Origin of the sequence: Marinomonas foliarum (assembly GCF_016906065.1) — a bacterium.
GTDB lineage: Bacteria > Pseudomonadota > Gammaproteobacteria > Pseudomonadales > Marinomonadaceae > Marinomonas > Marinomonas foliarum.
This window is the reverse complement of record NZ_CP070273.1, coordinates 1,616,983-1,630,095: the sequence shown is the minus strand read 5'-3', so window position 1 is coordinate 1,630,095 and position 13,113 is coordinate 1,616,983. Positions and strand designations below refer to the sequence as shown.

Sequence of the window (13,113 nt, the reverse complement as noted above, 5' to 3'; positions counted from 1 at the left end):
TTTGTCTTCCAAGGGGAAGGTTAGGATGGGGTTGTTCTTGTTGCTCATCGACCGAATAACATTTCTTCTCGAAACTACCGCCTCCCTCGTCGAAATGTTATTCGTTATCAGTTAAGGGCAGTTACCCCTTTTAGCGCATCTACTTTAACGCGCAACCGCTTTGGGTTGATTCAACTCTTTGCGCTTTCTTAATGATTCGTAGAAAGGCGCGTAAGCTGGACGATCTATGTATTTTCCATCGCCAGATTCGACCATTAGTACATTGTCATGCCAAGCGAGTTTGCCGTTACAAATAGTCGTTTCTGGTACACCATGGATTTCCATGCCTTCAAAAATACTGTGTTCGATTTTCGAGTGATGCGTTTTCGAGGAAATCGTTTTAGTCGCGGCAGGATTCCAAATAACCAAATCAGCATCAGCGCCGACACGAATACAGCCTTTATTTGGATACATGTTGAAAATTTTTGCCGTGTTGGTCGAGGTGAGGGCGACAAATTCATTCATGGTGATTTTGCCTTCGTTTACGCCTTTTTCCCATAGCACCATCATGCGCTCTTCCACACCCGCTGTGCCGTTAGGAATTTGCGTGAAATTGTCTTTGCCCATGGCCTTTTGTTCGGCGCAAAAGGCACAATGATCGGTAGCAGTAGTTTGTAAGGTACCGCCTTGTACACCTTTCCATAACGCATCTTGGTGGTGCTTGGGTCTAAACGGAGGGCTCATAACATGAGCCGCAGCAGTTGCCCAATCTGGATTTTGATAAACGCTTTCGTCAACCGTGAGATGTCCCGCCAGCACTTCGCCGAATACGGTTTGACCGTGGTCTTTGGCGTAACGAATGGCGTCGACCGCTTCTTCGGTGGAAACATGAACAAGGTAAATAGGCGCGCCGAGTGTGTTGGCAATGCTAATGGCTCTGTTCGCGGCTTCGCCTTCTACAGAAGAGGGGCGAGACAGAGGATGCGCTTCTGGCCCCGTCATGCCTTCCGCCATGAGTTTGTTTTGTAAGTGATACACCAATTCACCATTTTCAGCGTGCACGGTGGGAATGGCGCCGAGTTCTAAGCACTTGGTGAAGCTCGACACCAAAATGTCGTCGGTTGCCATGATGGCATTTTTGTAAGCCATAAAGTGTTTAAAGCTGTTAACGCCATGATCGCGTACCAGAATATTCATTTCTTCTGCGACGGTATCATCCCACCACGTAATCGCCACATGAAAGGTGTAGTTTGAATGAGCTTTTTTCGCCCAATCACGCCATTGATGGTAGGCGTCTAATAATGACTGCTGAGGACTGGGAATCACGAAGTCGATTATTGTCGTAGTACCGCCTGCCAACGCAGCGACGGTGCCCGAAGCAAAGTCATCTTTTGCGACTGTGCCCATAAAAGGCAACTGCATGTGAGTATGTGGATCAATCCCGCCAGGCATAATGAATTTGCCTGTGGCATCAATGGTTTCAACATCTTTTGGCAGTACGCTGATCTCACCAAGCTCGACGATTTTGTTGTCTTTGCAAAGAATGTCGGCTTTGAAGCTTTCTTCGTGGGTGACGATAGTCCCACCTTTTATTAATAGACTACTCATGTGTCGTCCTTTTCCAGTTGAGAAACATAAGCGGCACCGTAAAGTGCCGCTGAGGGAGTGATGACTAAGACTGCAACGCGTCAGTTTGAGTGGCAGAAGCGGTTTGCATGTTGGCAAGTACGAAGTACACAATCGCACCAGTAAATGCGCCAGTGAACCAGCCGTAGTTGTAGAACCAGCCAAGCGCAGGCATATTCAGTGCCACTAGCGTAATCAATACCGGAACCGCAAAAGCAATCAGTCCAGCGCCATTAAAGGCAGGGTAAAGGCTGTCTTTGGTATACAGTGCCACCAAATCTAAATGCTGACGCTTTATCAAAAAGTAATCGACAATCATGATGCCAGCGATAGGGCCAAGTAAGCTTGAATAGCCCAGCAGCCAGTTGGAATACATACCTTCAACACTAACATCGGATTCCAATAGACCCAATTTTTTCAGTAGTTCCCAACCCATTAGCAGAATACCAATCAAGCCAGTTAGCAAAGCACCACGAGTATGATTAATCAGTTTTGGCGCAATGTTTTGGAAATCGTTGGTTGGAGAAACCACGTTGGCTGCAGTATTTGTTGAAAGAGTGGCAATGACGATCAAGATCATGGCTACGGCTACCCAAAATGGGCTGTCGATTTTGCCAATTAAAGATATTGGATCAGAGATGGTTTCGCCTACCAGCGTTGTCGAGGCTGCGGTTAGAACAACACCTAAGGCTGCAAAGAAGAACATGGTGACTGGTAAACCAACGATTTGACCAATAACCTGATCTTTTTGCGATTTTGCATAGCGGCTGAAGTCAGGAATATTCAAGGATAAGGTTGCCCAAAAACCAACCATGGCAGTTAGACCACCAAGAAAGTAACCCATAAATCCAGCGTCTTCAGGACGACTCGCTGGTGTTGCTAAAATTTCGGTGAAAGATACCTTTCCGCCTGCCCAAAACATCAGACCAATGGCAACGATTAGTAACAAGGGGGCGGATAAGGTTTCCATCCATTTGATCGACTCTGCACCACGGATCACCACGTACATGTTGAGCGCCCAGAAAATGAAGAAGCCAATCACTTCGCCGACGCCACCCAGACTAGCCCAACCATCAGACACAGCAGACAAGAACAAATGAATCGCCAGGCCACCAAACATGGTTTGAATACCAAACCAACCACAGGCTACCAGAGCTCGAATCAGGCAAGGAATGTTTGAGCCAACCATGCCAAATGATGAACGTAATAACACAGGAAAAGGAATGCCGAATTTAGTACCGGGGTACGCATTCAGTGTTAATGGAACCAGTAAGATAATGTTAGCGATAAGAATGGTAAATAAGGCTTCCATTACCGACAAGCCGAAGTAGGCCGTTAACACGCCACCTAGCGTATAAGTCGGCACACAAATAGACATACCAACCCATAACGCAGCGATATTCCACTTGCTCCAAGTACGATCTTTCACTTTGGTTGGCGCTAAATCGTCGTTATACGCTGAACTTTGTTTGAGGTCGCTATCAACCTCCAACTCATAGAATTCACCTTGTTTAACAGACTTACTGGTCATTGTTGCCACCTCTTCGATTGTTTGGTTTATTAGTATGCGTTCATTCAATGGTTCGTTATTGTCTTCTTTGGGTTATCTCTATTGATGCTCTTTGGCTATACGGTCGCTGGCTTCGAGCATGGCGTGCAGTAGCACATTGGCGCCTGCCGCACATTCTTCTGGTGAACTGTATTCTGCTTCGTTATGACTGATGCCATTTAGACAGGGCGTAAATATCATTCCGGTTGGCACTAGATCCGCCATGTAACAGGCGTCATGTCCTGCACCTGCATAAATGTCCATATGGCTATAACCGAGTTTTTCTGTAGCGGCTTTTACGTCGTCGGAAGCATTAAACTCAACTGGAGCGAAATACCAAAAAGGATCGAGATTGACTTCTACTTCGTGTTCTTCGGCAACTTTTTCGCAGAAGGACACGAGTTCTTCGTGCATAGTAAGCAGTACATCGGGTTTTGGATTACGCAGGTCAGCGCTGAATTTCACATTGCCTGGAATGGTGTTGCGGGAGTTTGGCCAAACTTGCATAAAGCCCACTGTGCCTAAGCCATTTTCATGGCGAAGTGCGATGGCATTCATTTCCGTCACAATAGCTGAAGCAGCGAGCATCGCGTCTTTACGAAGATGCATTGGTGTGGTGCCAGAGTGAGAAGGGCGACCCACTACCTCGATGTTGTACCAGCGAATACCTTGGCCCAGTCGCACTATGCCAATGGCTTTTTCTTCGTCTTCAAGAATCGGCCCTTGTTCGATGTGCGCTTCGAAAAATGCGCCCATGTGTCGGCTGCCCAGTTCCATCTCGCCCAAGTAACCAATACGTTCTAATTCGTCGCCGAGTCGAATACCATTCACATCCGTTTTATTTAGCTCAGTTTCTAGGTCGAAGCGTCCCACATAGGTTCCTGAGCCTTGCATAGCTGGTTGGAAGCGCGATCCCTCCTCGTTGGTCCAAACGGAAAATTCCATGGCTGTTGGTGTTTGAATGTTGTTTTCATGCAGGGTACGCAGTACCTCGACACCAGAAAGAACGCCGAAGACACCGTCGAACTTGCCACCAGTAGGTTGAGTATCAAGGTGGCTACCTGTTCCAACAGCGGGTAAATCATTGTTTGTGCCTGAGCGACGAGCAAAGATATTGCCGATCTTATCGATCTCAACGGTACAGCCGCAGGCTTCACACCAGGCCACAAAAAGGTCGCGGGCTTGCTTGTCTAAGTCTGTTCCAGCAAGGCGGTTGCAGCCGCCTTTTTCTGTGCCGCCAATGTCTCCCATTTCCATTAAGGTGTCCCAGAGGCGTTGTTCGTTGATACGAAGGTCTTGCATTACTAGCTCCTACTTCTGCTTCCAATACCTTTACCAAAAGGTAAAAAATGCCGATAAAAAAATATCAACAACTTGTCTTTCCGGTCAGCAATAAGTAGGCCAAGTTTTAATCAAGTTTGCTGATAAAAACTCGTTTGAGTCATCTGAGTGTGTTATTTTAAAATCTATAAATAAGATAATATTTAATAAAAACAGCGTCTTATAGTACTCATTGGCAATATAAAATTTTTTATGGAAGGCGGATCAGATTTTGACCGATAAGAAAACAAAACGTACCAAGCAGTCGATTAATCGAGAAGAATTAGAGTCTCGGATATTGCGTTGTGCCGAGGTGGTTTTTGCTGAAAAAGGTTATAACGGTTCATCAATGGAAGCGATTGCCGCCAGTGCCAGTATTTCCAAACAAAACCTGATTTATTACTTTTCAAACAAAGAGTTACTATACCAACGAGTGTTAAAAGAAATGCTCGATATTTGGATAGAAAAGCTCTCTTTTTTAGAAACTCAAGGCGATACCCCTGAAACGGTTATTCGTCGTTATGTACGTGAAAAAATGCAGCTTTCACGTCTGTATCCGAATGGTTCTAAGGTTTTTGCCCATGAGATTATCAGCGGTGCGCCAGTCTTAAAAGAGTACCTAATTAGTCACTTAAAACCTCAATTCGATCGAGATGTTATTTTGGTTAAGTCATGGATAAGTAAGGGATTAGTTGACGATATAGACCCTGAACATTTGTTCTTTACTATTTGGGCCGCGACACAAACCTACGCAGATTTCTCGGTACAAATGGAAGTGCTATTAGGCAAGCATCGTTTGGATGAAGCCGACTTTGAACGAGCAGAATCAGCAGTGACGGACTTTGTTGTGCGCGCTCTTGGTGCCAAAAAAATAATTATAAATAATTCAGACTGATTTTCTTTCTTGATTTACGTTGAGCTGTCTACTTTTCGCACAATTATAATGTGCAAAAAAACGCCACATTTCATCATCTTAACCTTTTGGTTAATTTTTTACTTAACTGAACTTTAGAGCGCTAGCCCTTTATCGGTGCGTGTTTTGCACTAATAAAAACAATTTACTCTACGCAAAATGATTGCTATTAATTTTTATACCAAATGGTAAAAAAATTAATTCAACCTCATTTAATCACTAAAGCGTGGAGTGAATATGATCTCTGATTCTGAAGCCATATCTTATGAGTTTGCTACTGGGCCAGACTTGTACGCACTCTGCCAAGAAGCCGCTAAAGCGCGTGATAACGCTTGGGGTAAACAGCTTACTTATTCAAAAAAAGTCTTTATACCTTTGACTAATATGTGCCGTGATAGCTGCGGTTATTGCACTTTTGTGCAATCGCCCGATTCGCCACATGCGAATTACATGACGCCAGAACAAGTGTTCAAAACCGCACGAGAAGGCGCGGCATTAGATTGCAAAGAAGCTTTGTTCAGTTTGGGCGAGCGACCAGAAGAACGTCATCAGAAAGCGCGCGATATGTTGGCCAATTTAGGTTACGACAGCACCTTAGATTATCTGCATGACCAATGCGCAAGCGTGTTAACTCACACCAGCTTATTACCGCATGTGAATGCGGGTGCTTTGTCTTTTGACGAGCTGAAACGCCTGAAACCCGTTTCCGCCAGCATGGGTATGATGCTGGAAAACGTCTCCAACGATTTACTCAAAAAAGGCCAAGCCCATTATGCTTGCCCAGACAAAACGCCAAAACGTCGACTCGACACCATAGAGCAAGCGGGTCGACTTGATATCGCCTTCACTACGGGAATCCTTATTGGCATTGGTGAAAGCTGGACAGACCGAGTAAACAGCCTCATCGCCATTCGTGATCGCCATCTTGCCTATGGGCATATTCAAGAAGTCATTATTCAGAACTTTCGCGCCAAAGCAGGCACGGCAATGGCCGATTATCAAGAACCCAATTTAGACGACATGAAGCGCACCATCGCTGTTGCCCGTTTAATCTTACCCGATGACATCAGCATACAAGCGCCACCCAATTTGGAAGTCGAATACGGCAGTTACATCAATGCGGGTATTAACGATTGGGGCGGCATTTCACCTTTGACCAAGGATTTTATTAACCCAGAAAGAGCATGGCCGCAGATCAGTAGCGTGGCGCAAGCTTGTGAAGGTTTGGGTTATTCGCTGGCAGAACGTCTGACCATTTATGACCGCTTTCAGCATCAGGACAATAAATATCTAACACCTAATTTAACGCAACGAGTCGCGTCGCTGGTTAGCCGTGCTGCTCAAGTGAGTGGAGGAGTTATCGCATGAACCTATTTCCTTTAACGTCAAACAATGCCCAAGTGAGCGAATCTGTTCGAACAATTTTGGATAAGTCTTTATTGGGCGAAGAGCTGAGTGTCGAAGACGCTTGTGTGTTATTTGCTACGCAAGGTGCAGAAGCCCAAGCTGTATTAGACACCGCCGACAAAGTACGTGAAAAGCGCGTCGGCAATGTCGGAACCTTTGTCATTACACGCAATATCAACTTTACCAATGTGTGTTACATGGGCTGTCGATTTTGTAATTTCGCCAAAGAGAAAGGCGACAAAGAAGCGGAGTTTTTAACCGTTGAGCAAGTCGCAGATAGAGCTGAAGAAGCGTGGAATCGAGGCGCGACAGAAGTCTGTATTCAAGGTGGATTGCATCCAGACATAGGCGCTGATTATTACCGTAACCTTATTATTGCGGTGAAAAAACGTGTGCCAGAAATTCATATTCACGCCTTTTCTCCGTTTGAAATTTGGTATGGCTGCAAAAAAGGTCGCCTTGAGCCAGAAGCCTTTTTGACCGAGTTAAAGAACCTTGGTTTGGGTTCTATGCCGGGCACAGCGGCAGAGATTCTAGATACCGAAGTACGTAAACAATTGACCAAAAATAAACTCACTACAGAAGAGTGGGTGCGCATTATCAAAGCCGCCCATTCTGTTGGCGTGCCTACGACATCAACCATCATGTACGGTCATGTGGATCAGCCTATTCATTGGGCAAATCACCTCAAATTATTGCGTGATATTCAAAAAGAAACCGGGGGATTCACCGAGTTCGTTCCGCTGGGTTTTATCCATTACGAAACCCGTTTATACAATGACAACCCAGACAAGGTTCGCCCTGGCCCAACCCAAGACGAGCATTTTAAAATGCACGCCATTGCTCGCCTGATGCTGCAAGGTCATATTGATAACATCCAAGCTTCATGGGTGAAAATGGGTCCTGATGTGGCCGCGAGAATGCTACGTTCCGGTGCTAATGATTTGGGCGGCACCTTGATGAACGAAAGTATTTCTCGCGCGGCTGGGGCGACACATGGGCAAGAAGTTTTTCCAGAAGACATGGTTGCCAATATTCATGCAGCAGGTTTGCATGCAGTACAGCGCAGCACCAAATATGACGTCGTAAAAGACTATCCAATAGCCGCCACTAGCATCAAAGCGCCATTGACGAACCGCATAGCGATTCAAGGAGTGGCTTAATGACCAGCTTAAATATCACCTTGTTGGCGGGTGGCGTAGGCGGTGCGAAAGCCGCCGAAGGTTTGGCAAAAAGCCAATACGCCAGCTCGACCAAGATCATTGGCAACATTGCTGACGACGATGAGTTTCACGGTCTTTGGGTCTCGCCAGATATCGATACGCTGATTTATTCCTTAGGCGATCAGATCGACCGCCAGCAAGGTTGGGGACGTAAAAACGAAACTCACCAAGTACTCACCGAGCTAAAAGCCTTAGGGCAAGACACTTGGATGACCCTGGGGGATTTGGATCTCGCCACGCATATTTACCGAACGAATTTAAAACACCAAGGCGTCAGCGCCAGTGAGATTACTGAATGCCTGGCGAAACGTCATGGCGTCAGCGTGCCAATTTTGTTGCCGACCAACGATGTGGTGCAAACCCGAGTGAAGACACCTCAAGGCTGGTTGTCTTTCCAAGATTTTTTTGTACGTGAGCATTGTCAGTCCGACGTTCTGGATATTGAATATCAAGGCATCGCAAACGCCAAGCCGACTCCTGAAGCCTTAGAGCAAATTGCTAACAGTGATCTGATTATTATCGCGCCGAGCAATCCTATAGTCAGTATTGGTGCCATTCTCGCTGTGCCGGAAATTCAGCAAGCGGTGGAAAAAAGCGGTGCTTATATCATTGCTATTTCGCCATTAATTGGCGGAAAAACGGTAAAAGGCCCTGCGGATAAAATGCTCGAAAGTGCAGGGAAAAGCATCGATTCAAAAGGCATCTATGACTGTTATAGCTCCTTTTTGCATGGCATGGTGATTGACAATGTGGATCAGCAAGAGGCCGCATGGTTGCAAGGGCAAGGCCTAGATGTCTTGGTCACGCCAACCCTAATGAAAACCCCTGAAGACAAAACAGCGTTGCTTACCAAAGTGGTCGAGTTCGCCTTGTCTTATAAAAAGCAGAGGGCGGCCTAATGACACATCATTCAGCAATGTATTCGCCAAGTATTTATCACTTAATCGATAAGCTTTGCGTAGTGATTCCGATGAAATCGCCCAAGCGTTCCAAACAAAGGTTGGTTGGCAGCTTGTCAGACTCAGCCCGTGAAAAGCTGTCTTTGACCTTGTTTGAAAACACTTTGGCGTTTTTTCAACGACATTTCCCCATGCTGGATGTGCTGGTGGTGAGCGAGTCCCTTGAAGTGCTTTCTCTTGCTCAATCCTATGAAGCCAATACCTTGTTTGATGATGGAGAGAAGGGCCTAAACAGTGCGTTAGATTTTGCCTGCGATTGGGTGAAGCAATCTGGATACGACAGCCAACTTATCGTCCCTAGCGATATTGCCGCGTTGGATCCAGAGGAAATCCTCACCTTGATGAAGGCAGCCCATGATGCCTCTGTGGTGATTGCCGTTGCTAAGGATGGCGGCACCAATGCGTTATTAACATCACCACCTGATGCCATTCAATTTGAATACGGCTGTGATTCGGCGTCTGCTCATAAGGCCAATGCCACGAATAATCGTTTGGCCTGCCGTAGTTTGCATTTAGCGAATCTCGCGTTGGATATTGATCACAGCGAAGACCTGCAAGTAGCTGTGATTCGTCAGCCCGAACGCTTTAAAGCATGGCGTGACAATAGCGCAGCATTGATGAAAAAAACGCTCATTAAGGAGCGTCACTATGCCTGATTCTATGAACATGTTTCGTCTAATGGGATTACCGAGTTTTCGGGAAGGTGATGATTTAGCTCAGAACATTATTGATACCTTAACTACGCAAAATCAAACCTTGGTAGCTGGCGATATCTTGGTTATTGCGCAAAAAGTGGTGTCGAAAAGCGAAGGTGCATTTGCTTATCTAGATGATATCACGCCCAGCGAAGAGGCCATCGAGTTGGCGAAAACGGTTAATAAAGACCCACGAAAAGTCGAGGTGATTCTCTCTCAATCAAACCGAATTGTGCGAGCAATGAAACGACCAGATCAAGAAGAAGGCGTACTGATCGCCGAACATAAAAATGGCTACATCTGCGCCAACGCAGCGGTGGATGAATCCAATGCGGATCACCCAGGCCAGCTGATTTTATTACCCGATGATCCTGATAAAAGTGCGCGTTTGTTGTGTCACAAATTAGAAGCCCATTTTGGCTGTGATTTGGGCGTGATTATCAGTGATACCTTTGGTCGCCCGTGGCGATTGGGTCAAACCAACGTGGCGATTGGCTTGGCGAATGTGCCGGGTGTCATGCACATGTTAGGTGAGTTAGACGCGTATGGACGACCTTTGAGTGTCACCGCGCCCGCCTTTGCGGATGAAGTCGCGGCGGCGTCTGGGTTGTTAATGGAGAAAAGTGCGAAATCGCCAGTGATTATTTTTCGTGGCCTATCTTGGTCAAAAACCGACAGTTCGAGCCGTGATCTTATTCGTGCTCATAACGAGGATCTTTTTAGATGAACAACGATGTAAGCAATAAAGTCGCCATCATTGGCGGAACAGGCCCGCAAGGGAAAGGACTGGCCCTGCGTTTGGCATTGGCGGGTGTCAGTGTGGTGTTGGGTTCTCGTGATCCTGCCAAGGCAGCAGAAACCGCACAGCAGCTTATCGCCACCTTGGCGGAACAGGATTGTAAGGCGGACATTACTGGCTTGTCGATGGAAGACGCGACCAAAGCCGCAGACGATCTGGTGATTTTATCGGTTCCCTATAGTGGTCACGATGCCACCTTGACCGCATTAGCACCATTACTCGTTGGCAAAACCTTGGTCGACATCGTTGTGCCATTGGCACCGGGTAACCCAAAAGCTGTGGTGATGCCAGCAGCTGGCTCGGTGACCGAATCGGCGCAATTATTATTGGGCGACGACATCCCAGTTGTTGGTGCATTACATAACGTCTCGGCGGTGACTTTGAATGATTTATCTCGTGGCATCAATTGCGACATCTTGGTGTGCGGCAATGACCTTGATGCTAAAAAACGCGTCATGGCGTTAATCGAAAAAATGGGCACCCAAGCCTACAACGCGGGCTTAGCAGAAAGTGCTCGCTGTGTAGAAGCACTCACGCCAATTTTGATTCGATTGAATATTTCGAAAGATGTGCCGTTTTCGCACGCGGGAGTTCGTATCTGCCCACCCGATCATTAGATGCGATTACTGAGCTCACCAATACTTTGTTAAACACAGTTTCAAATTTTTAAAAATATTAAAAAGCATAATCACAAGAGGAACACATTATGGAATTCGGTATTACGTTTAAAGGCTTCGTCAGCCCAGATCGCGCACGAAATCTTGTTCGTCAGGCGGAAGCGGCTGGCTTCACTTATTGTTGGTTTTACGATTCTCACATTCTTTGGCGTGAGTCATTTGTCGCCATGGCAATGTGTATGGAGCACACCAAAACTATGCGTTTTGGCCCTTGTGTGACTAACCCAAATATTCGTGATTGGTCTTTGTCTGCCAGCTTGTATGCGAGTTTGGCTCACCAAAGTAACGGTCGTTTCGATATTGGTCTTGGTCGTGGCGATTCTTCCATGCGTGTCATGGGTAAAAAGCCAGCGACGCTAGCGCGCCTCGCGGAATTTACCACCAAGGTAAAAGCCATGGTGCGCGGTGAAGAAGTGGAATATGGCGAATGCCCAGAACCAGTAAAATTGCCTTGGGCGACAGGCTATGAATTGCCTGTTTGGATTGGCGCTTATGGCCCGAAAGCCTTGGCGACAGCAGGCGAAGTAGGCGATGGTTTGATATTGCAGATTGGTGATCCAGATTTAGTAAAATGGTTTAAAGATCAATCTATTACGGCTGGTGAAGCTGCTGGACGTGATATGTCTAACTTTAAAGTCCAAGCCGCCGCGCCTGCTTACTTCGGCGACATGGATTATTGTATCGAGCACACTAAATGGTTCCCTGCCATGGTGGGTAACCACGTGGCAGACATCGTAGAAAAATACGGCAGTGATTCGGGTTTAGTGCCAAAAAGCTTAACGGATTACATCGAAAAACGCCGTGGCTACGATTACTCCAAACATGGTCAAAGCGACAACCCATTCTTGGACTTCATTACCGAAGACATAGTGAAAAGCTTCTGTGTATTGGGTACACCAGAAGATCACATCGCTAAGATTAAAGACCTAGAAGCAGCGGGAACCACGCAGTTTAACATCTACCTAGACAGCGGCGACGAAGAAGAAATCATCGCCAAATACGGTAGAGAGATTATCCCTGTATTTAACGGCTAAACTGTTGTTGTAATCATTGAGCGATATGTATCTGTCCCTTCCCTTTTCTTCAAGGGGAAGGCTAGGATGGGGTTGCTATTGTTACTCGAACTGCATTGCTTCTCATCGACCGAATAACATTCCTCCTCGAAACTACCGCCTCCCTCGTCGGAATGTTATTCGCTCATGATGTTTGGTCTATTAGAGGTAGGGTGGCGATGTTTTGATAAACCCCATAATGATATCTGCAAGTTGTTCTGGAAGAACTATTTGAGGGAAGTGTCCACACGGAAGGGAAGCGACAGCATTAGGAGCGCCTAGTTTTATCATTTCTTGCTGTACTTCTGGTACGACTGAGCGGTCATGTTTCGCCATGACGTAATATTTTGAAACACGACCAGCCCTTTCTTTTGTCCAGTTTATAGTGACGACTCTTGCAGCGTTAGGTTGAACCACCATTTTTTTATTGGCGAAGTGGATAGTTTCTTCGGTTGCATCATGGAGGAAAATGTCTCTGATGCCTTCCGTTTGGACTTTTGTTCCATATGTTGTTTGCTCAAGGTAGGGGGCAATACCTTGAGTGTCGATTCCTCTTTTAGAGACGCTTTGACACAGCTCAGTAAAACTTATACCGCTGGGTAACATCATGCCTGCGATGTAAATGATACCTGCAATTTTGTCTGGATTTTGTTCTGCGACGGCAGTAGCAGTCAGGCCTCCGCCTGAGTGGGCGATTAACCAAATGGGTTCGTCGATTTTAGATATTACATCTAAAACATGTGAGGTGTATTGTTTTATATCAGCTTGAGATTGCAACGATGCTTCGTAGCTTTCGCTGTTGGGAAGGTTGATTACATGGCATAGTGTGATAGATGAATCGAAGCAATGCAGCAAAGACTCCCAAGCCCAGCCGCTTGCCCAAGCACCATGAATTAAGACCAGATTAGTCATGC

At 46.3% G+C, this 13,113-nt stretch carries 12 protein-coding genes; 8 read left to right on the top strand and 4 right to left on the bottom strand.

Annotation, left to right across the window (positions count from 1 at the left end; all coding sequences use genetic code 11):
- Nucleotides 1-144: 144 nt before the first annotated feature.
- The 3 genes from hydA to JSY38_RS07540 all read right to left on the bottom strand — a co-directional run bounded on the left by hydA (nucleotide 145) and on the right by JSY38_RS07540 (nucleotide 4,456).
- Nucleotides 145-1,587 carry a dihydropyrimidinase gene (hydA, locus tag JSY38_RS07550; RefSeq protein WP_205116243.1) on the bottom strand — a complete coding sequence of 481 codons (1,443 nt, stop codon included), beginning with the start codon at nucleotides 1,585-1,587 and terminating at the stop codon, nucleotides 145-147.
- A gap of 64 nt (nucleotides 1,588-1,651) precedes the next feature.
- Nucleotides 1,652-3,136 carry an NCS1 family nucleobase:cation symporter-1 gene (locus tag JSY38_RS07545; protein ID WP_205116241.1) on the bottom strand — a complete coding sequence of 495 codons (1,485 nt, stop codon included), beginning with the start codon at nucleotides 3,134-3,136 and terminating at the stop codon, nucleotides 1,652-1,654.
- A 78-nt stretch (nucleotides 3,137-3,214) separates the two neighbouring features.
- Entirely contained in the window at nucleotides 3,215-4,456 is a 1,242-nt protein-coding gene (locus tag JSY38_RS07540; RefSeq protein WP_114411559.1) for a Zn-dependent hydrolase, read from the bottom strand.
- A gap of 250 nt (nucleotides 4,457-4,706) precedes the next feature.
- Between JSY38_RS07540 and JSY38_RS07535 the strand changes: the two genes are divergently transcribed.
- The 8 genes from JSY38_RS07535 to JSY38_RS07500 all read left to right on the top strand — a co-directional run bounded on the left by JSY38_RS07535 (nucleotide 4,707) and on the right by JSY38_RS07500 (nucleotide 12,181).
- Nucleotides 4,707-5,369, top strand: coding sequence for a TetR/AcrR family transcriptional regulator (locus tag JSY38_RS07535; RefSeq protein ID WP_205116239.1), 663 nt, complete (start codon nucleotides 4,707-4,709; stop codon nucleotides 5,367-5,369).
- A gap of 255 nt (nucleotides 5,370-5,624) precedes the next feature.
- Complete coding sequence (gene cofG / locus JSY38_RS07530; protein ID WP_205116237.1) at nucleotides 5,625-6,755, top strand: 7,8-didemethyl-8-hydroxy-5-deazariboflavin synthase CofG; 1,131 nt, start codon at nucleotides 5,625-5,627, stop codon at nucleotides 6,753-6,755.
- Nucleotides 6,752-7,957, top strand: coding sequence for a 5-amino-6-(D-ribitylamino)uracil--L-tyrosine 4-hydroxyphenyl transferase CofH (gene cofH, locus JSY38_RS07525; RefSeq protein WP_205116234.1), 1,206 nt, complete (start codon nucleotides 6,752-6,754; stop codon nucleotides 7,955-7,957). The genes cofG and cofH overlap by 4 nt, the downstream gene beginning before the upstream one ends.
- A complete protein-coding gene (gene cofD / locus JSY38_RS07520) occupies nucleotides 7,957-8,916 on the top strand; it encodes a 2-phospho-L-lactate transferase (protein WP_205116229.1) in 960 nt (319 codons plus the stop codon). Before cofH ends, cofD begins: the two co-directional genes overlap by 1 nt.
- The gene (gene cofC, locus JSY38_RS07515; protein WP_205116227.1) at nucleotides 8,916-9,632 is read left to right on the top strand and encodes a 2-phospho-L-lactate guanylyltransferase; all 717 of its coding nucleotides are present in this window, start codon (nucleotides 8,916-8,918) and stop codon (nucleotides 9,630-9,632) included. The genes cofD and cofC overlap by 1 nt, the downstream gene beginning before the upstream one ends.
- Complete coding sequence (cofE, locus tag JSY38_RS07510) at nucleotides 9,625-10,398, top strand: coenzyme F420-0:L-glutamate ligase (RefSeq protein ID WP_114411565.1); 774 nt, start codon at nucleotides 9,625-9,627, stop codon at nucleotides 10,396-10,398. The genes cofC and cofE overlap by 8 nt, the downstream gene beginning before the upstream one ends.
- A complete protein-coding gene (npdG, locus tag JSY38_RS07505; protein WP_205116226.1) occupies nucleotides 10,395-11,087 on the top strand; it encodes an NADPH-dependent F420 reductase in 693 nt (230 codons plus the stop codon). The genes cofE and npdG overlap by 4 nt, the downstream gene beginning before the upstream one ends.
- 89 nt (nucleotides 11,088-11,176) lie before the next feature.
- Nucleotides 11,177-12,181 (top strand): TIGR03842 family LLM class F420-dependent oxidoreductase, encoded by a 1,005-nt coding sequence (locus tag JSY38_RS07500; RefSeq protein ID WP_114411567.1) that lies wholly within the window; start codon nucleotides 11,177-11,179, stop codon nucleotides 12,179-12,181.
- A 180-nt stretch (nucleotides 12,182-12,361) separates the two neighbouring features.
- On the opposite strand, the gene JSY38_RS07495 is transcribed toward JSY38_RS07500, so the two are convergent.
- The gene (locus tag JSY38_RS07495) at nucleotides 12,362-13,111 is read right to left on the bottom strand and encodes an alpha/beta fold hydrolase (RefSeq protein WP_114411568.1); all 750 of its coding nucleotides are present in this window, start codon (nucleotides 13,109-13,111) and stop codon (nucleotides 12,362-12,364) included.
- Between the last annotated feature and the right edge of the window lie 2 nt (nucleotides 13,112-13,113).